Annotated in this window: 24 protein-coding genes and 2 tRNA genes; 12 read left to right on the top strand and 14 right to left on the bottom strand. The window is 68.8% G+C overall.

The window, feature by feature from the left end:
• Position 1: 1 nt before the first annotated feature.
• The 4 genes from ACFWQC_RS22065 to ACFWQC_RS22050 all read right to left on the bottom strand — a co-directional run bounded on the left by ACFWQC_RS22065 (position 2) and on the right by ACFWQC_RS22050 (position 4,190).
• Positions 2-2,728 carry a BTAD domain-containing putative transcriptional regulator gene (locus ACFWQC_RS22065; RefSeq protein WP_378682904.1) on the bottom strand — a complete coding sequence of 909 codons (2,727 nt, stop codon included), beginning with the start codon at positions 2,726-2,728 and terminating at the stop codon, positions 2-4.
• A 133-nt stretch (positions 2,729-2,861) separates the two neighbouring features.
• Positions 2,862-3,446: a hypothetical protein gene (locus ACFWQC_RS22060; RefSeq protein ID WP_378682901.1), complete on the bottom strand. Its 585-nt coding sequence runs from the start codon at positions 3,444-3,446 to the stop codon at positions 2,862-2,864.
• A gap of 129 nt (positions 3,447-3,575) precedes the next feature.
• On the bottom strand, positions 3,576-3,800 hold the full coding sequence (locus ACFWQC_RS22055) for a transcriptional regulator (RefSeq protein ID WP_378682898.1): 225 nt from the start codon (positions 3,798-3,800) through the stop codon (positions 3,576-3,578).
• A gap of 9 nt (positions 3,801-3,809) precedes the next feature.
• On the bottom strand, positions 3,810-4,190 hold the full coding sequence (locus ACFWQC_RS22050) for an MmcQ/YjbR family DNA-binding protein (protein WP_378682895.1): 381 nt from the start codon (positions 4,188-4,190) through the stop codon (positions 3,810-3,812).
• 76 nt (positions 4,191-4,266) lie between these two features.
• Here ACFWQC_RS22050 and ACFWQC_RS22045 point away from each other — a divergent pair, with 76 nt between their 5' ends.
• The 5 genes from ACFWQC_RS22045 to ACFWQC_RS22025 all read left to right on the top strand — a co-directional run bounded on the left by ACFWQC_RS22045 (position 4,267) and on the right by ACFWQC_RS22025 (position 7,684).
• Entirely contained in the window at positions 4,267-4,725 is a 459-nt protein-coding gene (locus ACFWQC_RS22045) for a MarR family winged helix-turn-helix transcriptional regulator (protein ID WP_378682892.1), read from the top strand.
• Between the two features lie 2 nt (positions 4,726-4,727).
• Entirely contained in the window at positions 4,728-5,150 is a 423-nt protein-coding gene (locus ACFWQC_RS22040; protein ID WP_378682889.1) for a hypothetical protein, read from the top strand.
• A gap of 10 nt (positions 5,151-5,160) precedes the next feature.
• Entirely contained in the window at positions 5,161-6,738 is a 1,578-nt protein-coding gene (locus ACFWQC_RS22035) for a phytoene desaturase family protein (protein ID WP_378682886.1), read from the top strand.
• 83 nt (positions 6,739-6,821) lie between these two features.
• Positions 6,822-6,894, top strand: a tRNA-Lys gene (locus tag ACFWQC_RS22030).
• A gap of 226 nt (positions 6,895-7,120) precedes the next feature.
• Complete coding sequence (locus ACFWQC_RS22025; RefSeq protein ID WP_378682883.1) at positions 7,121-7,684, top strand: DUF1254 domain-containing protein; 564 nt, start codon at positions 7,121-7,123, stop codon at positions 7,682-7,684.
• A 538-nt stretch (positions 7,685-8,222) separates the two neighbouring features.
• Here the strand turns inward: ACFWQC_RS22025 and ACFWQC_RS22020 are convergent.
• Positions 8,223-10,565, bottom strand: a complete 2,343-nt coding sequence (locus tag ACFWQC_RS22020) for a transketolase C-terminal domain-containing protein (RefSeq protein ID WP_378682880.1) — start codon at positions 10,563-10,565, stop codon at positions 8,223-8,225.
• A 223-nt stretch (positions 10,566-10,788) separates the two neighbouring features.
• Between ACFWQC_RS22020 and ACFWQC_RS22015 the strand changes: the two genes are divergently transcribed.
• A complete protein-coding gene (locus ACFWQC_RS22015; RefSeq protein ID WP_378682877.1) occupies positions 10,789-11,250 on the top strand; it encodes an Lrp/AsnC family transcriptional regulator in 462 nt (153 codons plus the stop codon).
• A 168-nt stretch (positions 11,251-11,418) separates the two neighbouring features.
• Here ACFWQC_RS22015 and ACFWQC_RS22010 read toward each other — a convergent pair whose 3' ends face one another.
• A complete protein-coding gene (locus ACFWQC_RS22010) occupies positions 11,419-11,982 on the bottom strand; it encodes a TetR/AcrR family transcriptional regulator (protein ID WP_378682874.1) in 564 nt (187 codons plus the stop codon).
• 12 nt (positions 11,983-11,994) lie between these two features.
• A complete protein-coding gene (locus ACFWQC_RS22005) occupies positions 11,995-12,666 on the bottom strand; it encodes a heme oxygenase (biliverdin-producing) (RefSeq protein ID WP_378682871.1) in 672 nt (223 codons plus the stop codon).
• A 472-nt stretch (positions 12,667-13,138) separates the two neighbouring features.
• Between ACFWQC_RS22005 and ACFWQC_RS22000 the strand changes: the two genes are divergently transcribed.
• From ACFWQC_RS22000 to ACFWQC_RS21985, 4 genes are all read left to right on the top strand, one after another.
• Positions 13,139-14,446, top strand: a complete 1,308-nt coding sequence (locus ACFWQC_RS22000) for a hypothetical protein (RefSeq protein ID WP_378682868.1) — start codon at positions 13,139-13,141, stop codon at positions 14,444-14,446.
• A gap of 216 nt (positions 14,447-14,662) precedes the next feature.
• The gene (locus tag ACFWQC_RS21995) at positions 14,663-15,526 is read left to right on the top strand and encodes a DUF1524 domain-containing protein (RefSeq protein WP_378682865.1); all 864 of its coding nucleotides are present in this window, start codon (positions 14,663-14,665) and stop codon (positions 15,524-15,526) included.
• A gap of 103 nt (positions 15,527-15,629) precedes the next feature.
• A complete protein-coding gene (locus ACFWQC_RS21990) occupies positions 15,630-16,868 on the top strand; it encodes a hypothetical protein (RefSeq protein WP_378682862.1) in 1,239 nt (412 codons plus the stop codon).
• Positions 16,861-17,466, top strand: coding sequence for a class F sortase (locus ACFWQC_RS21985; RefSeq protein ID WP_355021103.1), 606 nt, complete (start codon positions 16,861-16,863; stop codon positions 17,464-17,466). Before ACFWQC_RS21990 ends, ACFWQC_RS21985 begins: the two co-directional genes overlap by 8 nt.
• Here ACFWQC_RS21985 and ACFWQC_RS21980 read toward each other — a convergent pair.
• Both ACFWQC_RS21980 and ACFWQC_RS21975 read right to left on the bottom strand, forming a co-directional pair.
• Positions 17,463-17,765 carry a co-chaperone GroES gene (locus ACFWQC_RS21980; RefSeq protein ID WP_355021116.1) on the bottom strand — a complete coding sequence of 101 codons (303 nt, stop codon included), beginning with the start codon at positions 17,763-17,765 and terminating at the stop codon, positions 17,463-17,465. The genes ACFWQC_RS21985 and ACFWQC_RS21980 overlap by 4 nt on opposite strands.
• Positions 17,766-17,818: 53 nt before the next feature.
• On the bottom strand, positions 17,819-18,076 hold the full coding sequence (locus ACFWQC_RS21975) for a DUF3618 domain-containing protein (protein ID WP_355021104.1): 258 nt from the start codon (positions 18,074-18,076) through the stop codon (positions 17,819-17,821).
• Positions 18,077-18,158: 82 nt separating this feature from the next.
• Here ACFWQC_RS21975 and bcp point away from each other — a divergent pair, with 82 nt between their 5' ends.
• The gene (bcp, locus tag ACFWQC_RS21970; RefSeq protein ID WP_292651693.1) at positions 18,159-18,629 is read left to right on the top strand and encodes a thioredoxin-dependent thiol peroxidase; all 471 of its coding nucleotides are present in this window, start codon (positions 18,159-18,161) and stop codon (positions 18,627-18,629) included.
• A 2-nt stretch (positions 18,630-18,631) separates the two neighbouring features.
• Here the strand turns inward: bcp and ACFWQC_RS21965 are convergent, their stop codons facing one another.
• The 4 genes from ACFWQC_RS21965 to ACFWQC_RS21950 all read right to left on the bottom strand — a co-directional run bounded on the left by ACFWQC_RS21965 (position 18,632) and on the right by ACFWQC_RS21950 (position 20,273).
• Positions 18,632-19,054, bottom strand: a complete 423-nt coding sequence (locus ACFWQC_RS21965) for a hypothetical protein (RefSeq protein WP_355021105.1) — start codon at positions 19,052-19,054, stop codon at positions 18,632-18,634.
• A gap of 112 nt (positions 19,055-19,166) precedes the next feature.
• Positions 19,167-19,248: transfer RNA gene (locus tag ACFWQC_RS21960), tRNA-Leu, on the bottom strand.
• 69 nt (positions 19,249-19,317) lie between these two features.
• The gene (locus ACFWQC_RS21955) at positions 19,318-19,800 is read right to left on the bottom strand and encodes an HNH endonuclease signature motif containing protein (protein WP_378682857.1); all 483 of its coding nucleotides are present in this window, start codon (positions 19,798-19,800) and stop codon (positions 19,318-19,320) included.
• 71 nt (positions 19,801-19,871) lie between these two features.
• The gene (locus ACFWQC_RS21950) at positions 19,872-20,273 is read right to left on the bottom strand and encodes a DUF805 domain-containing protein (RefSeq protein ID WP_378682940.1); all 402 of its coding nucleotides are present in this window, start codon (positions 20,271-20,273) and stop codon (positions 19,872-19,874) included.
• Here ACFWQC_RS21950 and ACFWQC_RS21945 point away from each other — a divergent pair.
• Positions 20,201-20,800 (top strand): Maf family protein, encoded by a 600-nt coding sequence (locus ACFWQC_RS21945; RefSeq protein WP_378682854.1) that lies wholly within the window; start codon positions 20,201-20,203, stop codon positions 20,798-20,800. The two genes, ACFWQC_RS21950 and ACFWQC_RS21945, sit on opposite strands and share 73 nt — an antisense overlap.
• On the opposite strand, the gene ACFWQC_RS21940 is transcribed toward ACFWQC_RS21945, so the two are convergent.
• Positions 20,757-21,362 carry a GtrA family protein gene (locus tag ACFWQC_RS21940; RefSeq protein ID WP_378682851.1) on the bottom strand — a complete coding sequence of 202 codons (606 nt, stop codon included), beginning with the start codon at positions 21,360-21,362 and terminating at the stop codon, positions 20,757-20,759. The two genes, ACFWQC_RS21945 and ACFWQC_RS21940, sit on opposite strands and share 44 nt — an antisense overlap.
• Between the last annotated feature and the right edge of the window lie 46 nt (positions 21,363-21,408).

Raw genomic sequence — 21,408 nt, 5'->3', positions numbered from 1 at the left:
GTCAGCCCAGCTGCGCGAGGATCGAGGCGGACTCGACCCTTGCGCAGCGGGCGTCCTCGTCCTTGCCGAGGGCGGCGCGGGCGTCGGCCAGGTGGCCGAGCGCGTCGGCCAGACCGGGCAGGTCACCGGCGGCACGGAGCTTGGTCACGGCCTCCTCGAAGTGACCGGCCGCCTCGTCGACGGAGCCGAGCTGCTGGTGGATCCAGCCGATGGTGGCGATGACGTTGCCCTCGCTGCGGTAGCCGGGCGCCACCCGGCGCAGGTCCGCGAGCGCAGCCTCGCAGTGCCGGAGCCCGGCCTCGTACGCACCGTCGAGGGCCTCGTAGAGACCCAGCCGCCCGGTCGTCCAGGCCGCCCGGATCGGGTCGCCCGCGCGAGCGAAGACCTCTGCCGCCCGAGCCGCGTACGCAGCAGCCCCGGCATGATCGCCGGAGGCGGTGGCCACGGTGGCCAGCCGGTGCAGGGTCTTTCCCTCGCCCACCAGATCGGCGGACTCCATCGCCAGATCGAGGGCCCGGCCGAGGTGGTCGAGGGCGTCCTCGACGCGCCCCAGCCGCCCGCAGGCCGCCCCGGCAGCGCGGTGCATGACGCCGAGACCGGCGGGGTCACCGCCCTGCGAGACGCTGCGGCGCACACCCGGGAGCGCGGCCTCGGCCAGCGCGGCCAGCTCGATCCAGCGTCCCTGGAGGTCGAGCAGACGCTCGAGGGCACCGACGAGCAGCACGATCCGGTCGGGTGCGATTCCCCGGGCGACGGCAACGTCGATCACCCGGGAGATCACCGGCAGCTGGGTGCCGATCCAGGCCAGCGCCTCGACGCTGTCGCCGACGACATCGGGGCTGACCCCGTCGCGCATCGGCACCAGCGCATCGAGGTGGCGCTGGTGCGGGTCGTAGGCGCTGTGCACCGCCCGAGCGCTGAAGACGTAGTGGTCGATCATCCGCAGCTCGGCCGCCTCGCGGACCTCAGCGGGCTCGCCGGTGGCGAGATCGGCGGCGTACTCCCGGAGCAGGTCGTGCAGCACGAACCGTCCGGGCGCGACCTCGGTCAGCAGGTTGGCTTCGGTGAGCTCGTCGAGCAGGCGGCGGGCCCGCACGCGGGAGAGCCCGGCCAGGCTGGCCGCAGCCAGGACGGTCAGCGTCGGCCCGGGATGCAGGCCGATCAGCCGGAACAGCCGGGCCGCGGCGTCGGACAGGTGCTGGACCGACCACGAGAAGGTCGCCCGAAGATCACCCCGCCCGCCGCCGAACCCGTCCAGGCGGGACTCGCCGAGCTCCTCGGCCAGGTCGGAGAGGGAGTAGGCCGGCCGGACCGCCGCCCGGGCGGCCACGACCGAGAGCGTCAGCGGCAACGAGGCGCACAGCTCGACGATCCGCTCCACAGCCTCGGGCTCGGCCAGGAGTCGGTCCTCACCCAGCCGCCCGGCCAGCAGCTCATAGGCCTCGGAGTCGTTGAGCAGGCCCAGCTCCATCGGACTCGCACCGGCCTCCGCGACCAGGCCAGAGAGCCTGTTTCGGCTGGTCACCAGGGTCACGCACCCCGGGCTGCCGGGGATCAGGCTGCGTACCTGCTCGCTGTCGCGGGCGTTGTCGAGCACGAGCAGCACCCGCTTGCCGGCGAGCTTGCTGCGCAGCAGCCCGGCCCGGCCGTCGATGTCCTGGGGCTGACGGGAACGCTCCACCCCGAACGCCTCGAGCACCACCCCGAGCGCATCCAACGGGTCGAGGGCGTCGCACGGGTCGAAGCCCCGCAGGTTCACGAACACCTGTCCGTCCGGGAAGCGGGGAGCGGTCCGGTGCGCCCAGTAGAGCGCCAGCGTCGTCTTGCCGATCCCCGCCGTGCCCGCGATCGCCGAGATCACGACGGCCCCGCCATCAACCTTCGTCACCAGCTCGTCCAGCATCGTCAGATGGTCCTCGCGGCCGGCGAAGGCAGAGACGACCGGCGGCAGCTGGCGCGGCACGATCTCCTCGTACGTCCGTGCCGGCGCGGGCTCAGGGTCGTCTCCCTCGAGGATCCTCAGCTGCAGGTCGCGTACGTCCTTGGACGGCTCGACCCCGAGCTCCTCGCGGAGGACGCGGAAGAGACGCTGATAGGCGTCCAGAGCCTCGGCCGTACGGCCGGAATGCCACAGCGCCGTCATCAGCAGCAGCCACAGGCCCTCCCGGAGGGGGTTGGCCCGGACGACCGGTCCCAGGTCTGCCACGACCGCGGCCTGCCGGCCGAGCGCCAGGTCAGCGGCGGCCCGGGACTCGACGGCGACGAGCCGCAGCTCCTCGAGCCGAGCCGCCTCGGTCGCGATCATCGGCGACTCACCGACCGCGCCGTACGCACCCCCGGCCCACAGCCCCAGGGCAGCGTCGAAGAGCATGCTGGCCCGCTCGTGGTCTCCGGTCTCGGCCGAGGCACGGCCCTGCTCGACCAGGTCCTCGAAGCGGGCCTGGTCGATGTCCGCACCGACCAGCGCGTAGCCGTTCGCCCGGCTCTGCAGGTGGCGGCGATCCTCGCCGAGCGCCCGGCGCAGGTCACGGACGCGCTGGTGAAGCAGGTTCACCCCCGTTGCCGGGGGTGAACCTCTCCACAGCTCGTCGACCAGGAGGTCCGAGGAGACCGGCGCTCCGCGCGCGGCCGCCAGCAGGGCGAGCAGAGTCCGCCGCGTACGCGACAGCTTCTGCACCGTGCCGTCGTCACACACCAACTCGACGGCACCTAGGACCCGGACCCGCACCACACCTCCTGTTGACCACGCAGCATTACGTCCGAGAAGACACATCGTCTCATCACCACAGAGATGGTGACGCGTAATGCCGCCAGAAGGTTGCTTAGAGGTTGGTGCTGAATCCAGATTTAGGGGTTCTGGCTCACGGAACCCGCCACAGGCCGCTCTCGCCGCCCTTGTCGATCTGGAATCCGACCTGCTTGATGTTCGCCCCGACCGGGACGACGAACGGCACCAGGGCCGTCCGCTGATCCCGCGGCTGCAGCCCGAACGGATTCGGGAACACCTCGCCGCCGTCGACCCTCACCGTGCTGGACAGGCTCTTGTACTTCTTGCCCGAGGCATCGATGACCGTCGTGCCGATGGCCGGGGTGTCGTTGAAGACCCTCGACCCGGCGTTGACGACCTGGATCTCGACGGCCATCACCCGCGACCCCGGCGGGGTCTCCGTGCCGTCCGTGAAGGACGTCTCGAAGACGTCCTGCACGATCACCCTCAACAGGATTCCGGGTGCTTCGCCCTTGATGGTTCCCTCAGTCGTCAACCCGAGCTGCTGGTTCTGCTCGATCCTCTCGGTGCTGTCGACGGTGATCACCTTCTTCTCCATCGCGGGGTTCTCGCCATGGTTGTTGCTGTAGAACCCGTAGTCGATGGAACTGTCCGAACCGCAGCCAACCCCGGCCGCCGCGACGGCTCCCCCGAGGATCAGCATGGCCACACGACGCACACGCACTCCTTATGAAATTTGTTGCACTGGAAAGGAAATTGTTCCCTCTGATTTACCATGGCAACATGCCGGAGTCCAAGCATTCGGCCTAGGGCCTAAGGTCCCAATCCTGGCTGCAACTCTTCGCAGTCATCTCCACAGCACGAGGTAGTGGACGAGCACCGGAATCACGGGCGCCACGAGAAACCAGGGCGTGACCAGCGGAAGCTTGTTGATCAGGCGTACGTCGACCACTGCCCCCGCTCGCAGCGGCACCTGGATCACGAAAAGACCCGAACGCACGCCACCTTCGTCGGCGCCGGTCGCGCCGAAAGCGGCCTCGCCAGTGAGTGCAACATCACGCTCGACATGCACGAGCGGACCCTACTCGGTCGTCATGGCCGGACGCTCGACGAGGGCGGCCAGCTTGACCGGAGCCTGGATGCAGTAGGAGTCGGTCAGGAGCTCGGCGACCTCGTCCCAGTCGGTGTCGTCGTCGAGGATCATCCCGACCACGTTGCCGCCCCAGCCGGCCTTGAAATACGGGTGGCCGAGGTGCTCGAAGGCCGCCACCTCGTCGGGCTCACCCCGGAACACGATCCGGAAGAGCTGGTCCTCGCCGCCGAAGACGTGCGCGATCGTCGCCTGGCCGACCCGCCAGCGCACCCCCACCCAGGCGTCGTCCTCCAGGCATTTCGGGAACGCGCCGAGGACCCCCCTCAGCCGCACCACCATCGCCTCGGGGACCACAGGACGCTCAGCCATGCATCCGATCCTGCCAGGCACCACCGACACCGTTAATTGCTATACATGTTTATGATCAACATGTACCGTTTCTGCCATGAAGAAGCAGACGATCGGATACGTCGTGTGGCGCCTCGCCATGCGTCTGCGGGTGTCGATGGACAGAGCGCTCGCGCCGCTGGGCCTCACCCATGCGCAGTACTCGCTCATCGCCTCCCTCCACGGCCTCCACGCCTCGGAGGCCCCGACCCAGAAGCAGCTGGCCGACCTCACCGGCCTCGAGCCGATGTACGTCTCCAAGCTCGCCCGCCAGCTCGAGACCAGGGGCTGGATCGAGCGCGTCCGCGACACCAGGGACACCCGAGCCGTACGCCTCGTCATCACGCCCGAGGGCACCGAGGTGACCCGCGAGGCGATCGCGGTGACAGGTCGACTGCTCGACCAGCTCACCGCACCGCTCGGCGGCCGCAACAGCCGCCGTGCCGCCGAGGCGCAAGCAGCGCTCGAGGCGATGCTCGCCGCCCCCATCGACACCGACCCCGCACCTGGAGACTGATCATGACCGTTGCCACGCCCCCGCTCACCGGCGCCAACCTGGGCGTCGCCTACTTCGCCGTGCGCAAGAACCTTCTCAACGTGCTCGACGACTACGACCTGACCTTCGAGCAGTCGCTCCTGCTCAACTATCTGCGCCAGGGCGATGCCGCGCGTGCCGATCTGGTCACGTCGACGGCCGACAACATCAAGGTCTCCGCGGCCGAGGTCGAGTCGCATCTCGACGCCGCGATCGCCCGCGGCCTGATCGCCGACGGCCTCACCCTGACCGAGGAGGGTGACCGTCTCCAGCAGCAGATCACCGAGCGCACCCAGCCGCTGACCAGGGCGTTCTTCGCCGACATCCCTGCCGAGGACCTGGCCGTGACCGCGCGGGTCCTGGCCACCCTCACCGAACGGGCCAACGCCGCTCTGGCCACCTCCTAGGATCAGGGTCATGGCACAGGAGAAGTACGACGTAGTGGTAGCCGGCGGCGGACACAACGGCCTCACCGCCGCGGCCTATCTCAGCCGGGAGGGCCTCTCGGTCCTCGTGCTCGAGCGGCTCGACCACGTCGGAGGTGCAGCGATCTCGGCGCAGGCGTTCGACGGCTTCCCGACCCGGCTCTCGCGCTACTCCTACCTGGTCTCGCTGCTTCCCGAGCAGATCCGCACCGACCTCGGGCTCGACATCGAGCTCGCGTCACGGCAGACCGCGTCGTACTCCCCCTACCTCGACGGCTCGCGGGCAACCGGCCTTCTCGTGGAGACGCCCGAGGGCGAGGCCACCGCGGCCAGCTTCCGCGCGGTGACGGGGTCGGACGAGGAGTACGCCGCGTGGCAGTCGTTCTACGAGGAGGTCTCCGACCTCGCCCGGGCCGTCGCGCCCACCCTCACCTCCCCGCTTCCGGCCGGTGCCGCGATCCGCTCGGAGGTGGGGGCGCCGATCTGGCGCGACATCGTCGAGCGGCCGCTCGGGGAGGCGATCGAGCGCCGCTTCGCCAACGACCTGGTCCGCGGCGTGGTCGCCACCGACGCCCTGATCGGCACCTTCGCCGGCCTCGGCGAGGCGAGCCTGATCCAGAACCGCTGCTTCCTCTACCACCTGATCGGCAATGGGACCGGCGAGTGGCGGGTCCCGATCGGCGGCATGGGCGCGGTCACCGGGGCGATCGCCAAGGCGGCGTACGCAGGTGGCGCGCAGGTCCTCACCGGCGCGACCGTCACCTCGATCCGCGGCGGTGCCGTCGGCGAGGGTGCCGAGGTCACCTGGACCGACGCCTCCGGATCCCACACGGTGGCGGCCGACCACGTGCTCTCCGGCCTGGCTCCGTACGTCCTCGACGGCCTCCTCGGCCGCACCCCGCCCGCTGCGACCAAGCCGGTGGGTGCCCAGCTCAAGATCAACATGCTCCTCGAGCGCCTCCCCCGGCTGCGCTCCGGCGAGGACCCGAAGGTCGCCTTCGCCGGCACCCTCCACCTCGGCGAGTCCTACTCCGATCTCGAGAAGGCGTACGCCGAGGCCGCCGCCGGCTCGGTGCCGACCGAGATGCCCGGCGAGGTCTACTGTCACTCGCTGACCGACCCCTCCATCCTCGGCGACGTACCGCCCGGCACCCAGACCCTCACCTACTTCGGCCTGCACGCTCCCGCGACCCTCTTCGAGGACCAAGCCACGCGTGAGGAGCGCAAGGCCCAGGCGGTCGAGCGAGCCATCGCCTCCCTCGACCGCCACCTGCTCGACCCGATCTCCTCCGTCGTCGCCCGGACCGTGGATGGCGAGCCGTGCATCGAGGCCAAGATCCCCCAGGAGATCGAGGCAGACCTGGCCATGCCCGGCGGCCACATCTTCCACGGCGACCTCGCCTGGCCCTGGGCCCCCGACTCCGCTGACCTCTCCACTCCCGCCGCCCGCTGGGGCGTCGCCACAGACGTCGGCACCATCCTGCTCTGCGGCTCCGGCGCACGCCGCGGCGGCGCCGTCTCCGGCCTCGGCGGCCACAACGCCGCCCAAGCCGTCCTGGAGCTCCGCTGACCACGCCCTCGATTTGGGGCCGATCCGAGCCCGCTGCTACTGTTCTTCTCGTCGCCGAGCGCGCCTGACGGGCCGGCTGACATGCGCCATTAGCTCAATTGGTAGAGCAGCTGACTCTTAATCAGCGGGTTGTAGGTTCAAGTCCTACATGGCGTACATCGGAACCGGCCCTCACCTGGACTTTCAGGTGAGGGCCGGTTCTTTGCTGTCTGCCCCGGGCACATGATGGGGCGCACAAGGCCGAACCGGTGTCGGGCCCGAAGAGCCGTCGACGTGCCCCGCTCGACGCACGAAAGCCACCCGCAACGGGTGAGCCGCGCGTGGTGGTTGCGGCCCGTGAGGATCGCATGGCCGTCAGGAGCAGCCGTGAGGGGTGGACGTGGTGGAGCATTCGAAGTTGGCACAGGCCAGCGGTGAGTCGAGGCTGCATGCCGATTACGTGGCGTCGTTGTCGCAGCTGGCGTACGTCTGGGGTTACGCGATGGTGAACATGCTGAACCGCAGCGACCGGCTCAGCGCCGCACCCGAGCCTGGTCGGCTGGGCGGCGTGCTACCCGCGTCGCCGACGGGCCAGATCGCGATGCTCAACTACTACATCGATCCGGGCCAGACCTTCATCGCCTGCCCCAACCAGGACGTGGTGTACGGATTGGGCTACTTCGACCTCGACACGCAGCCGGTGGTGGTTCAGGTCCCCGACTTCGGCGACCGATTCTTCGTCTACGCCTTCTACGACGCGCGCACCGACCAGTTCGGCCACGTCGGGGCGCCGTACGGCAGCCGGCCCGGGCACTACCTGCTCATCGGGCCGGACCGGGACGGTGACGTGTCCGACGGGTTCGTGGAGGTGCTGCGCTCCCCGATGGCGTTGGCGAATGCGATCCCACGGATCTTCATGGACGACCGACGAGGACCGGGCGCCGCTCCAGCCACTCAGGCTGCATGACCCAATCTGTCACCTGATCCTCAGCCCGTCCGTGGGCAGAACAGCTAGCTCGCACGCGGAGCGCGCCTTGAGCCAGTAGAGAAGTTCTCACGACTCGAGGTCCCAGGACTCGGAGTCTCGCATCTCGTCGCTGCGGAATCGGAACCAGGGGTCAGCGGCGCCGGGCTGAGGGTCCCTCACCCCTCTACCGCGGAATCGGAACCAGAGATCGGCGGCTGAGTTCCGGCCGATGTGTAGGGAGCGACGGGCGTGATTGCTGATACGCAGCCCGAGTGAGTTTCGTGGCGGCGGGCTCGTGGCAAAGTCCTTGGTGATCTCGAGGACTGGGGGCGAGGGGTCGGAAACGGCCTCTGACCTAGTCAACCAGGTCAGAGGCCATTTGCGCTGCACAACGGAACAGGCGGGGGACGCACATGCGGTCAAGAAGTTACCGGAAGGTTGCCGACATGGCGGCCCGTTCCGGGGCCCTTTCGGTCTGTTGATCGCGCACCGAGCCGCCGGGAGCGCGACCCCTGGTCCCGACGGGCGTCCTCGTCGCTCATCTGCCGATCAGGGTGAGGGCCGCGTCGACGATGGAGCCGGCGTCGAGTCCGTGGATGCCGTAGGCATCGGCGAGGCTGGAGGACTGGCCGAACTCGGTGACACCCAGACAGCGGGAGCGGTCCCCGCGAGCCGCGCCGAGGAAGGCGAGGGTGTGGGGGTGGCCGTCGAGGACGGTGACGAGGGGGGTGGGGTGCGCCGGAGGTAGGAGCTCGTCGAGGATTCCGCCGCCGACGCCGGGCTCGCGGCGGCCTCGCTGCTGGAAGGACCGGAACACGAGATCGGGGCTGGTCAGGCAGACCACGCCCGCGGAGATGCCCTGTGCGGCCAGGGATTCGGCTGCTGCGAGGACTTCGGGCATGAGTGCGCCGACGCCGACGAGGGTGACGTCCTCGTCCTCGGGGTGGTGATCCGCCGGGAGGCGGTAGCCGCCGGCGATCGCCTGTCGGCGACGCCGCTCGCGGCCGTCGGGGTCGTCGGTGAGACGTGCGAGGGCGGGGTCGATGGGCCGGGTGGAGAGCCGGAAGTACGCGGAGGTGCCACCTTCGACGCCGACCTGGGACATCGCGTGGAGGAAGCACCACTCGAGGTCTTGGGCGAATGCCGGTTCCCAGGCGACGCAGCCGGGCTGCTCGAGCCCGATGGAGGGTGTCGTGATCGACTGGTGCGCCCCGCCCTCGGGGGCGAGAGTGACCCCCGACGGGGTGCCCACGAGGATCGACTGTCCACCGGCGTACATCCCGTAGGACCACGGCTCCAGCGCCCGGGACACGAACGGGTCGTAGATCGTCGCGATCGGGATCAGCCGCTCGCCCCAGCGGGACCACGTCGCGCCGAGCTCGCCGAGCAGCGAGACGAGGTTGACCTCGGCGATACCGAGCTCGATGTGCTGGCCGTTGCTCACCTCGCGCCAGCGCAGGACGCGCTCGCTGTCGTCGGCGAACCAGTCGCGCCGGTCGGTCACCGACCAGACACCGGTCTTGTTGATCCAGCCGCCGAGGTTCGTCGACGAGGCGACGTCCGGGCTGCAGGTGATCACCCGTGCGGCGGCCTGGGGAGCGTCGCGGGGCAGGTCGGCGAGCAGCCGGCCGAGGGCCGCCTGGGTCGAGACGGGCTTGCGATAGGGGTGCCCCAGCGAGGCGGGGACGGGGATCGGCGGGGTGGGCGTGAGGGGCGCGCGATGCAGGGTGCGGCCCCGGTCCAGGCACAGCCGACCCGCAGCGGTGTCGGGCGCGGGCCGTGCCCACGGTGCCTGGCGATCCGCTCCCGACGCCGCGGCGAGCGCGTCCATCTGCGAGGGGGTCAGCAGGGCGGAGTGGTTGTTCGGGTGTCCCTCGGTCGGCAGACCGCGGCCCTTGATGGTGTAGGCGAACACCACGGTCGGCCGGTGGTCGTCGACATCCCGGAAGGTGTCGACGAGCAGCCCGAGGTCGTGACCGCCGAGGTCACGGATCGCGGCTGCGAGCTCGGCCGGCGGCGTCTCGGCCAAGAGAGATCTCAACGCCTCGGTCTCGTCGCCGCCGTCGGTGCCGGCGAGGATCCGCTCGACGATCTGGGAGGAGTCGGCCCGCAGCATCCGCTGGTACTCCTCGTTGGGCATCGCCTCCAACCGTGCCCGCAGCGCCTGTCCCCCCGGTCGCTGGAACAGGCGCGAGATGAGTCGTCCCCATTTCAGGACGACGACCTGCCACCCTGCCGCGGCGAACATGCCCTCGAGCTTGGCGATCTGGATGTCGGGTACGACGCGGTCCAGCGACTGCCGGTTGAGGTCGACGACCCACAAGAGCTCCCCGAGCTGCGCGACGGCAGGATCCATCACCGCCTCCCAGATGGCACCCTCGTCCAGCTCGGCATCACCCATGAGGCTGATGAACCGCCCGGCCTCCGGCGCGCTCGGGAAGTGCGAGGCGACGTACCGATGCGCCATCGCCGCCCAGAGCGCGGCGGTCGCCCCGATTCCGACCGACCCCGTGGAGAAGTCGACGGTGTCCGGATCCTTCGACCGCGAGGGGTAGGACTGGAGCCCGCCCTTGGCCCGTAGCGTCGGGAGGTACGACTCGTCGAGGTCGCCGAGCAGGTAGTTGATCGCATGGAGCGCGGGTGAGGCGTGCGGCTTCACCGACACCCGGTCGCGATCGCGCAGCTCGGCGAACCACAGGGCGACCATGATGTCGACCATCGAGGCACTCGAGGCCTGGTGGCCGCCGGTCTTGATCCCGGAGTCGTTCGGCCGGCCGGCATTGGCTGCGTCCACGATCGACGCACTCAGCCACAGCACGTGCTGGGCGATCTCGCGGAGGGTCGGGACGTCGACGGCTGGCTGGGCGTCGGATTCGGGCATGGGGGCATCTCCTCGGGTCGTGACGGGTGCTGAGCTCCCGATGCATCGACCGGGCTGGTGGCTGACCGACGCAACGGAAGGGAGGGGATCGCCCTGTCGGTACGAAAGCAGATTTGTCGTCTAACGCACAGGTATCAACATCAACTGCGCAAGAAACGCATGCGATGTGCGCGCGGCCTGGGACGTCTGCGCATGTATCTCTGGTCCAGTGCAAGAATCAAGCATGGATCTCGATGACATCGACCGCCGTATCCTCGGCGTCCTCCGCCGCAACGGCCGCGCGCCGGTGGTGGATATCGCCCGAGCGGTCGGCCTCTCGGCAGCGCCGGTCTCCAGGCGCATCGAGCGCATGGAGTCGTCCGGCGTGATCCTCGGTTACACGACGATCCTCGATGAGGCCCACGCCGGGTCTCTGGAAGCCTTCACCGAGGTCCGCCTGACCGGCCCGACAGAGACCGGCGACATCGAAGACCTTGCCCGTGCGATCCCCGAGGTCCAGGAGTTCTTCACCATCTCCGGGGACCCCGACGCCCTGTTGCGCATCCGCGTCCAGGACGTCGACCACCTACAACGGGTCGTCAACTCGCTGCGGCGGACCGGAAAGCTCTCGGGCACCAAGACGCTCATCGTCATGCGGAGCTGGAGCCGGGCCCTCGACGACGCCGGCGCGACCTCGCTCGACTGACAGGCTGGAGGAAGCGCTGGGCCAGGGTCCCTCGGGGGCGAACGAACGTTCGTTCGCCCAGCGCCGGGCCCGACCGCGGGCACGGGCCACGGCGGGAGAAGCCGCCGACGGCGGCGGCCGGTCACCGTGACCGATGAGCTGCGCGGCCGGGCGCAGAGGACGACCCGTTCACAGGACGCCGACCGCGCGGAGGACGAACTCCTCGATCCGGTCGGCGGGGAGGTTGCGGGTGCCGAGGACGGCGTGAACGAGGGCGAGGGTGGCGTCGACGTCGGTGACGGCGAAGATGCCTTGTTCGGCACCCTGCTCGAGGATCTCAGCGAGGACCTGCTCGACGGCGACGACGTGCTCGCGGATCTCCTGGCGGGCCTCCTCGGGGAGCCCGCCGTAGACCTGGGGGCCGAAGCCCATGTGGAACTTCTCGCCGAGGGTGAGGTGGTTGCGTACGTAGATCCGCAGCCGTTCGGCCGGCTGCTCGCTCGCGGCGAGCTGGGCCTGGAGGGAGGTGACGTACTCCGAGGTCTCGTGGGTCGCGAACGCGACCATCACCGCGTCGCGGTCCTTGAAGTGGTGGTAGATCGCGGTGCGCCCGATCTCGGCGCGCTGGGCCAGCTTCGACATGCTGACCGCGTCGTAGCTGCCCTCGGCCATCAGCTCCGCGAACGCCGCGAAGATCCGTTCGCGCACCAGTCTGCGGTGCTCGGGAACGTTCTCGGCGGCGATACGGGGCACGAGGACGAAACCCTACCTGCGATAGGTGTCGAGGCGGGCGCTGAGCTCCTCGAAGAGGCCCTGGTTGAGGCCGAAGGCGACCTGGACCTCCTCGACGATGCGGATCTTCTCCGCGGGGTCGAGTGGCAGCTCGTCGAGGCGGGCGCGGTAGCCGTCCTTGTAGGGCTTCGGCTTGGGGATCTCGGCGAACTCGTAGAACGCCACCCCCTCGCCGTCGAGCTCGAAGAACCGGTCGAGCAGCCGGCCGATCGCCTGACCTCCGGAGAGATCACCCAGATAGCGGGTGTAGTGGTGGGCGGCGTAGAGACCACCCCAGGCGCGGGTGGCCTCGATCCGAGCGACGTACGCATCGGCGGCACCCGACTCCACGGCGTCACCATCGACACCTGGCGCCCACACAGCCAGGTCGGCATCGATCGCGGCCAGGCGCTCCAGGGCGACGTCATGGACGGCTTCGGCGACGGTATCCGTGGCGGCCAGGTCGCGGCCGACCGACTCGAGCGCGACGTAGACCTTGCGCAGGCGCAGCAGATAGTCGGCGTACCCCTGCTCGTTGACCCGGCCGGCCAGCAGCTCCTCCATGAAGGAGGAGCTCTCGGCTGCGGTGTGCTGGATCCGGGACCCCTCGCGCATCAGCGCGGAGAGTGGAGCGTCGTGCATCTCGTCGGCGAGGAGGGCGGACATGTGTGCTCCAATCAGGGTCGGGCGGCAGCGATCGGCTGTCCGGCAAAGATACTGACACACTGTCAGAAAGTCGGCAAGGCTTTAGTTAGGCCACCCTAACAAAACCACCCGATGGCGGTGAGCAATCGCGCAACGGACCGGTTGTGGAGATGCCTACATAACATTGTTCACGAATCCGGGAGCGCAACGTGTTGACCACAACTTGCCCAGGCATCTCAGACGTCCGAGTTTCGATCACGACGAAGATCCACAAGGGGTCCGATCAGGTGCTCGAGGACGAGGTGTTGCCGCGAAAGTTACGGCCGATTTCGCGGGTCATCCGGGCCCGTCGTACGCCTATGCACCCGCGATCCGACGTGGCTAGACTCCCCGCTTCGTCACGGCGAGTCACAGCAACCGGGGGGCTGCAGAGGCTGACTTCTACTCGTCGTGCCCTGTCATCGACAGTTATCAACACCATTGGAGAAGTCACTTGCGCTCCCCACTCTCGGTCCGCGGAGCCGCCCTTGCTGCGGCGACCGCGATGATCGGTCTTTCCGTGACCGCGGCCCCGGCGACTGCGGCGGAGAAGCCCCAGGCCAAGGCCTCGTCGGTCGCTCTGACCGTCAACGTGTCTGACAAGGTCAAGGTCGACACCGGTCGCTACACCGCCACCTACAACGGCAAGAAGACCGTCAACTCCGGCACCAACAAGCCGGCCCTCCCGATCCTCAAGGGCGACCAGCAGCTACTCTCGGTCGGCGTCTTCGCCCAGGACGCGGCCGCCGCCCTCCAGAACGGCACCGCCTACTCCGGCGCCTGCTCGGCCCTGGCCGGCAAGGGCGCGACCCTGGTCGCCATCGGCGACGGCTCCAGCTGCGTGAAGCCGGGCGAGGCCGTCACCGTGAACCTCGCCGAGCTCAACCTCGAGAAGCTGGGCGCCACCACCGACTACGTGCTCAACGACCAGAGCAAGTCGGTCCACGTGAAGCTCGGCCCGGTCAACGACCTGGTCCAGACCGTCGTCTCCGGCGTGCTCACCAAGGTCGGCGGTCTCTCGGTCGGCGTCGACCTCGACGCCGCGGAGAGCACCTGCATGGCGCAGGGCTCCGACTTCAAGGGCAAGACGCAGCTCAAGAACGCCGCCGTCACCGTCAACGTCCCGGGCAAGGGCGACATCAAGGTCGCCGACCTTCCGACGAACCCCAAGAAGAACACGACGGTCGTCCCCGACCTGTCCCCGGTGACCGACGCCGTCCTCGGCCGCGTCGACACGCTGCTCCAGTCGGGTCTGAAGAGCAAGATCGCGCCGGGCGTCCTGGACGTCTCGATCCGCGTCGACCTGATCGAGCACATCAAGGAGCAGCTCGCCGTGCTGCTCAAGGGCCTCGAGACCGACCTGGTCAAGCTCACCCTGAACAAGCAGGACAAGACCGCGAAGTCGCTCGAGGTGTCCGCCCTGGACATCAACGTCCTCGACGCCGTCAAGAAGGTCGGCACCCCGACCGCCGCCAAGGTCGCCATCGGCACCAGCACCTGCGGCACCAACGGCCTCACCGCCTCCGAGGAGAAGGCTGCGGCCAGCGGCGACAAGAAGAACGTCGACGTCGTCGTCTCCGGCGACAAGTCCGACCCGGACACCAGCGTTCAGGCCAAGCCGGACAACGCCCCGGCCAACGCCGAGCTCAACCTGCTCTCCTCCCCGGCCGCCAAGGGCGGGTTCGCCGCCGGCGCGCTCGTACTGCTCGTCGCCGCTGCTGCCGCCACCCGGTGGTTCCTGCTGCGCCGCGCGCACGCCTGATCCGCTGATCAGGAATCTCTTGTAGGACCGTTGTAGAACCTGCAACACCCGCATCCCGGGCCAAGGCTCCAGCCTCGGCCCGGGATGCGCTCGTTCTATCGGAAGAGGGCAGTTTCTGGGCGGCGCGCCTGCGTGCCGCCTGCCCTGGGATCCGACAAAGTTGGGCCGCCCCCGATGCTCCCCAGAGCTCTTCCCCCAACTCTTCGGAGTCACCCCATGCTGCGCCCGCTGGCGACCCTGCTCGCCGTCGTACTCCTCTGCTCCGGTTGCGCCGAGGTCTCCCAGCCCGACACCGCCGTCCAAGCCGGATACGGCGCCGACAGCGGCGAGGAGGTCAGCCTTCCGCTGACCGAGGCCATCGCGAAGCTCCCGGTCGCCAAGGAGGTCACCTCCGGCTACGAGCGGGAGAAGTTCAACCACTGGGTCGACGCCGACGGCGACTGCCAGGACGCCCGCACCGAGGTGCTCCTCGAGGAGTCGAAGAAGAAGGCGCGCGGCAGGTGCGACGTCACCAGGGGCGTATGGCTCTCCACGTACGACGGCCACACCCTCAAGCGCCCCGGCGGCCTCGACATCGACCACATGGTCCCGCTCAAGGAGGGCTGGGAGTCCGGCGCCGACGCGTGGACGGAGGAGCAGCGGGAGGCGTACGCCAACGACCTCGGCGACCCGCGCGCACTCATCGCCGTCACCGCCGCGACCAACCGCAGCAAGGGAGACCAGGACCCGGCCGACTGGATGCCCGACGCCACGAGCTACCACTGCACGTACGTCGCCGACTGGGTCGCCGTGAAGATCCGCTGGAGCCTCTTCGCCGACCGTGCGGAGAAGGCCGCGCTCGAGGACATCGCCGCCGGATGCGACAACCCCGAGATCACCGTGCGGCTGGCCCAGGCCGGTCAGGCCCCAGGCGCCCCGGACCAGAGCGACGCTCCCGAGGGCGGCTCGGGTGACGACCCCCGCTTCGACACCTGCGCCAAGGCGACCGCGAAGGGCTACGGGCCGTATCGGAAGGGCCGCGACGCCGAGTACGAGTGGTACCGCGACGGCGACAAGGACGGCACGGTCTGCGACAGCTGACGCAACACGCGGATTCCGCAGGTCAGAAGCGATACCCCAGCCCGTAACGTACGTGGCTCCTCCTCCGTTGAGTGTGACGAACGTCAAAGGGAGGGATATTCACGTGCGCACAACACTCATCGCGCGGGGAGCCGCGGTGGCGGCCGCAGCCGCCATGGTTGCCTTGTCAGCCGCACCTGCGAGCGCCGCCACGGTGTCGCAGGCGTCCGCCACCGCGCTGAGCCTCGAGGTCGCCGGCACCGGGACCGACTCAGGCACCTATACCGTCACCAACGACGGCTCGACCGAGTCGGCCGAAGGCACCAACGAGCCGATCATCACCGCGCTCGGCGGCCAGGACGCGATCCAGGCCGGCACGCTGGCCCAGGACGCCGTGGCCAAGAGCAACGCCACATCGGCGGCCTGCTCGGGTCTCGCCGGCGACGGCGCGACCCTGATCGCGGCCGGATCCGGCGACTGCCTCAGCGGAGGCGACAACATCAAGCTCGACGCCGCCAGCCTCGACTTCAGCAAGCTGCGAGTGATCCAGTCCGACCTGTTCCAGGGCATGGATGCCGAGGTCCAGGATGCGCTGAAGCCGTTCCAGACCCAGATCACCGGCGCACTCGACCAGCTCCTCGCCCCCGTGGTCGACGGATTGGACGGCGCAGGTCTCTACGTGGACCTCGGCGCCGTACAGAGCCACTGCACGGCCAACGACGACACCGCGCGAGGCGACAGCACCATCGCCAGCTCGTCCGTCTACGTGGTCCTGCCCGGCGGCAAACGGGAGACCGTCGTCGATCTGCCTGTCGACCCCGCGGTGAACCAGAAGGTCGTCACCGACCTCTCCGGCGTGGTCGACGTCGTCATCAAGGGCCTGCGCACCCAGCTGGCCAACGGCCTCGGCGGTGCGCTCCAGCCGATCGATCCCGTCGTCGTCGAGCTGCAGAAGCAGGTGCTCAACACGCTGCTGACCTCGATCGAGGGCCAGCTCGCGCCGTTGGAGGACAACCTCCTCGACATCACCCTGAACGCCCAGAAGACCTCTCCTGGCGCGATCACCGTGACCGCACTCGACGCGAAGATCCTGCCCGCGGCCGAGCCGTTCGTCGGTGGCCCGCTGACTCACCTGACCATCGGCACCAGCAGCTGTGGCCCGAACAGCCCGGCCCCGAAGACGGTCGTCAACAATCCGCCCAAGGCAGACAACCCACCGGCTTCGGTCCCGACCGTGGTGACCGCCGGCATGGAGAGCTACGACGACGGCAGCGCCGGACGCATCGCCCTCGTCACCCTGCTGCTCCTCGCGGCCGCGGGCGCCGGTGTGGCGACGTACGTCCGCATGTTGCGGCGTGGCTGACACCTCTGCTGACTCGCCGCCGCGGCTTGCCGCGGCGGCGGGCGGCCTCTGGACCGCGCTGGTCGTACTCGCTGTCGCGATGGTGCTGGCCGGGATGTTGTGGCCGAGCGGCAGCGCCGCGGTGGAGGTGCCGCCCGGCGCCCCGCAGCGCCTCGAGCTGCCCGGGCTGAACACGAAGGCGAGGGTCGTCCCGATCCGCCTCGAGGGCGAGGTGCTCGACCCGCCGCGCAACCCGCGCGAGATCGGCTGGTGGGTCGGCAGCGCCAAGCCCGGCTCGGCGCAGGGTCAGACCGTCGTCACCGGCCACACCGTGCACACCGGTGGCGGCAGCCTCAACAAACTCGACCACATCGAGAAGGGGCAGGAGGTCGACATCGTCACCAAGGACGGGACCTTCCAGCACCAGGTCGACTCCGTCGAGGTGCTCAGCCGCAAGGAGCTGGCCGAGCAGGCTCAGCGCCTCTTCGGGCAGGACCACGGCGACGGCCGGCTGGTGATCATCACCTGCACCGACTGGAACGGCTCGAGCTACGACAGCAACGTCGTCGTGCTGGCGCACCGGTTCAACGCGCTGCCCAAGGCTCAGAAGACGAGCTAGAGGTAGAGGCCCGTCGAGTCGTCGGCGATCCGCTCGGCCGCGACCGCATGCACGTCCCGCTCACGCATCAGGATGTAGACCTCTCCGGCGACCTCGACCTCCGGCTTGTCGTCGGCGTCGAAGAGCACCCGGTCACCGATCTCGACGGCCCGCGCGTGCGGGCCGACCGCGACCACCCGTGACCAGGTGAGCCGCCGGGCCGCACCCATGGCGGCCGTCGCCGGGATGACGATGCCGCCCGAGGAACGACGCTCACCGGCGTCGGACCCGACCTCGACCAGCACCCGGTCGTGGAGCATCTTGATGGGGGTCTTGTCGGTCACGTCCGTGTTGCCTTGCCGGTGGGGAGTGGTCAGTTGGCCTTGGTGATCTTACGCAGCGTGGCCATGAGCACGACGGTGCCCACCACCCCGCCGACGGTCTTCGCGATGTTGCCCATCTTCGGCTCGCCGGAGACCGGGTCGACGTAGACCGCCTTGAAGGCCGCCACCTGGCGCTGCACGATCGTCTTCGGCCTGCCCCGATAGATCAGCTCGTCGATGGTGCCTGCGAGCCGCTCGCGGATCTCTTCGATCTCGGACTCGAGCGAGGAAGTCTGGTCCTTGGACATGCGCAGACCTTAGCAACCGGCGTACGTCCACTGCGCGCTCCACCGCTGCGGTTCGTCTGGGAATGTTCGCTAGGTTGGCTCCATGACGCGTCTCGAGCCGGGCGATGTGGCCCCCGACTTCACTCTTCCCGACGACACCGGTGCGGAGGTCTCGCTCAGCAGCCTCCGCGGCCGCAAGGTGATCGTCTACTTCTACCCCGCCGCGATGACCCCCGGCTGCACCAAGCAGGCCTGCGACTTCACCGACTCGATCGACTCGCTGAAGGCCGCCGGCTACGAGGTCATCGGCGTGTCCAAGGACAAGCCCGCCAAGCTCGCGAAGTTCCGCGAGCGTGACGGGCTCACCATCACCCTGGCCTCCGACGAGGACCTCTCGGTCCACAAGGCGTACGACGCCTACGGCGAGAAGAAGCTCTACGGCAAGGTCGTCGAGGGTGTGATCCGCTCGACGTTCGTGGTCGACGAGGAGGGCAAGATCGAGGTCGCGCAGTACAACGTCAAGGCGACCGGTCATGTCGCCAAGCTCCGCCGCGACCTCGGCCTCGCCTCGTAGCTCTACTGCTGGTCGTCGGGCTTCTTGAAGTCAGGCGGAGGAGGTACGTCCTCTCCCGGGATCTCCTTGGGCGGCTCGACGACGACGGGGCCGGTGTCGGCGCTCCACTTGGCACCGGTCTCCATCAGCCACTCGCCCGCCTGTGCGGCGACGTCGGTGGCGGCCGCGCCGACCTGGAGCAGACCCGACAGGGCCTGGTTGCGCGGCGTGTCCGCGTCGGGTGCGGACGCCATCTCGGCCCGCTTGGCCTCGATCTGAGCCTTGAACTCGCCAGCCTTCTCGACGGTCTTCTCGCCGCCGGTGACAAGGTGGGGTGCCGACTTCACCTTGGCGTCCGCAACAGCAGGCTTGGCGCCTTCGACGCCCTTGTGGACGCCATTCTGGACGCCATCGCGCCAGTTGGACGCGTTGTCCTTGAACGACATGACTTCATCCCTCTTCCTGGATGGGGTGTTGTTCTTCCATCCTTGAGGGTCAGGTGTCTGTTGTCCATGGGGATCGACCCTGGGAAGCCCCGGGTCGGACCCGGATTCTGTGTGCCGAAGGCGGGACTTGAACCCGCACGCCCTGGAGCACAGCATCCTAAGTGCTGCGTGTCTGCCAATTCCACCACTTCGGCGAGCAGCGATCAGTCTAGGGGCTGACGACCGCAACCAGACAGCCGACGGCGCAAACGCGCCGGTGGTGGCTACCCGCCGGCCAAGGTGTACTTCCCGCGACTCGCACCACTGAAGTTCGGGGTCTGGCTGTGGCAGTTGGGGCAGAGGAACCGAAGATTGCCGGCGACGTTGTTATGGAAGTCGCCGTCGATGTGATCGATGTGGAGTCGAAGGGGCTTTCCTCGCCACTTCTCGCCGCAGCCACACTCTGCACACACGTACCTCCGACCTATCTCGAGGAGCGCTCGTCGCAGCATCTGCGGCTTCGCTCGCCCGCTGCCTGGCGGCCGTACGACAAGGATCTTGTCCGCCGAGTGTCGGGCATGTGCGCCCGTACCGACGTACCGAACGAAGTGGCTGGTGTCGATGTTCATGTTCTTGAGCATCCTGCTGATGTGGGCGTGGGTTCCGCCCGCCTGGTTGAGACCGAGATGCCGCAGTACGCCGGCGACGGATGTCGAGTTGTCGACCGCTTCCTGCAGCATCTCCTGTGTGTACTTCCGCCAGGCCATGGAATGACAGTAAGCCTGGCCACCGACATTTTCGGTGGCCAGGCTTTGTCTGGCGAAGTACCAGAGTCGCGTCAGGCGACGTTGTACTTGTCGCCCTCGGCCTTCTCGGGCAGCACCCAGAAGACGATCAGCGCGATCCACCCGATGCACGGGAGGAGCCAGAGCAGCTGCCACCAGCCGGAGCGGCCGGTGTCGTGCAGACGTCGGGCGCCGACCGCGAGGGACGGGACCAGGATGGCGAGCGCGAAGATGCCGCCGATGATGGAGCCGGCGGTCGAGTCGGCGCCGAGGAGCAGGTTGATCGCCATGTTGACGACCACAGCAGCACCCCAGGGCCACCAGAACTCGGACCGGCTGGACGGACTCCGGGGTAAAGCACCACTGCCCCTAGGGTTGAGCCATGACCACGCTGGTCCTTGCCTCCAAGTCCCCCGCCCGGCTGCAGACGCTGCGCAGCGCGGGTGTCGAACCAGTGGTGATCGTCTCTGGTGTCGACGAGAGCAAGCTCGACGGGCTGCCGCCGACGGAGCTGGCGCTCGGGCTCGCCGAGCTCAAGCGCGACGCCGTCGCCGGCCGTCCCGAGGTGCCCGAAGGGGCGCTCGTACTGGGCTGCGACAGCGTCCTCGAGCTGGACGGGAAGCCCCTGGGGAAGCCGCACGATCCGGAGGAGGCGACCCAGCGCTGGCGGGAGATGCGGGGGCGCAGCGGCGTACTCGTCTCCGGGCATGCGCTGGTCGACACCGCGACCGGTCAGCAGGTGTCGCAGACCGCTGTCACCACGGTGCACTTCGCCGATGTGAGCGACGAGGAGGTCGCTGCGTACGTCGCGACCGGTGAGCCGTTGCACGTCGCCGGTGCGTTCACGATCGACGGGCTCGGCGGGGCGTTCGTGACCGGGATCGAGGGCGATCACCACAACGTGGTCGGGTTGAGCCTGCCGCTGCTACGCGACCTGCTCAGCCGGCTCGGTCATGCGTGGCCGGCTCTGTGGAACCGCTGACCGGCTCGCGGCGCTCCGGCCCCATCAGGACCGTCTTGTCGTCGGTGAAGCCGAGCGCAGCGGCCTCCTCCTCGACGCTGCCGTAGACCTGCGTGTAGCGGATCGGGCGGCCGAAGACGAACTTCCGGAACAGGTAGAACCGGGCGATCTGGCCCAGCAGCACGCCGACCACGTTGGCGGAGAGGTTGTCGGCGATCGCACTGTCCCAGCCGATCACGCTACGGGTGACGTAGAGGCAGGCGATCGGCAGCAGCATCGTGACCGCGTTGATCACGACGTAGGCAGTGAACCCGCCGTCGGCATGGTCGGAGACACGGTGACGGAATGTCCAGCGGCGGCTCAGGTCGTAGCTGATCAGCATGCCGACGGTGTTGGCGATGACGTAGGCAGGGATCGGCTGACCGTTCATCGGCCCGGCGCCCATGAAGAAGCCGTGGACCAGTCCGTTGAACAGCACGAAAGCGACTGCTGTCGCGATTCCGCCGACCATCATGAAGCGGACCGCCTCTCCGAAGAGGCGGGTGCGACGCAGCCGTCCCAGCAGCTGTCCCCCGAACACCATGTGGCCACAGTAAACGGTCAATGGTGAGATGGCTCTTGATTACTTC

It is taken from the genome of Nocardioides sp. NPDC058538, assembly GCF_042719275.1.
GTDB lineage: Bacteria > Actinomycetota > Actinomycetes > Propionibacteriales > Nocardioidaceae > Nocardioides.
Note: the sequence above shows the minus strand (reverse complement) of the source record. Positions and strands in the feature narration are given on the sequence as shown.

Excerpts from the sequence above, each read along its gene's own strand:
- ACFWQC_RS22050 (WP_378682895.1), bottom strand. The coding sequence starts at position 4,190 with ATGGCTGAGCGTCCTGTGGTCCCCGAGGCGATGGTGGTGCGGCTGAGG.
- ACFWQC_RS22045 (WP_378682892.1), top strand. The coding sequence starts at position 4,267 with ATGAAGAAGCAGACGATCGGATACGTCGTGTGGCGCCTCGCCATGCGT.
- ACFWQC_RS22040 (WP_378682889.1), top strand. The coding sequence starts at position 4,728 with ATGACCGTTGCCACGCCCCCGCTCACCGGCGCCAACCTGGGCGTCGCC.
- ACFWQC_RS22035 (WP_378682886.1), top strand. The coding sequence starts at position 5,161 with ATGGCACAGGAGAAGTACGACGTAGTGGTAGCCGGCGGCGGACACAAC.
- ACFWQC_RS22020 (WP_378682880.1), bottom strand. The coding sequence starts at position 10,565 with ATGCCCGAATCCGACGCCCAGCCAGCCGTCGACGTCCCGACCCTCCGC.
- ACFWQC_RS22015 (WP_378682877.1), top strand. The coding sequence starts at position 10,789 with ATGGATCTCGATGACATCGACCGCCGTATCCTCGGCGTCCTCCGCCGC.
- ACFWQC_RS22005 (WP_378682871.1), bottom strand. The coding sequence starts at position 12,666 with ATGTCCGCCCTCCTCGCCGACGAGATGCACGACGCTCCACTCTCCGCG.
- ACFWQC_RS21995 (WP_378682865.1), top strand. The coding sequence starts at position 14,663 with ATGCTGCGCCCGCTGGCGACCCTGCTCGCCGTCGTACTCCTCTGCTCC.
- ACFWQC_RS21980 (WP_355021116.1), bottom strand. The coding sequence starts at position 17,765 with ATGCTCCACGACCGGGTGCTGGTCGAGGTCGGGTCCGACGCCGGTGAG.
- ACFWQC_RS21975 (WP_355021104.1), bottom strand. The coding sequence starts at position 18,076 with ATGTCCAAGGACCAGACTTCCTCGCTCGAGTCCGAGATCGAAGAGATC.
- bcp (WP_292651693.1), top strand. The coding sequence starts at position 18,159 with ATGACGCGTCTCGAGCCGGGCGATGTGGCCCCCGACTTCACTCTTCCC.
- ACFWQC_RS21965 (WP_355021105.1), bottom strand. The coding sequence starts at position 19,054 with ATGTCGTTCAAGGACAACGCGTCCAACTGGCGCGATGGCGTCCAGAAT.
- ACFWQC_RS21955 (WP_378682857.1), bottom strand. The coding sequence starts at position 19,800 with ATGGCCTGGCGGAAGTACACACAGGAGATGCTGCAGGAAGCGGTCGAC.
- ACFWQC_RS21945 (WP_378682854.1), top strand. The coding sequence starts at position 20,201 with ATGACCACGCTGGTCCTTGCCTCCAAGTCCCCCGCCCGGCTGCAGACG.
- ACFWQC_RS21940 (WP_378682851.1), bottom strand. The coding sequence starts at position 21,362 with ATGGTGTTCGGGGGACAGCTGCTGGGACGGCTGCGTCGCACCCGCCTC.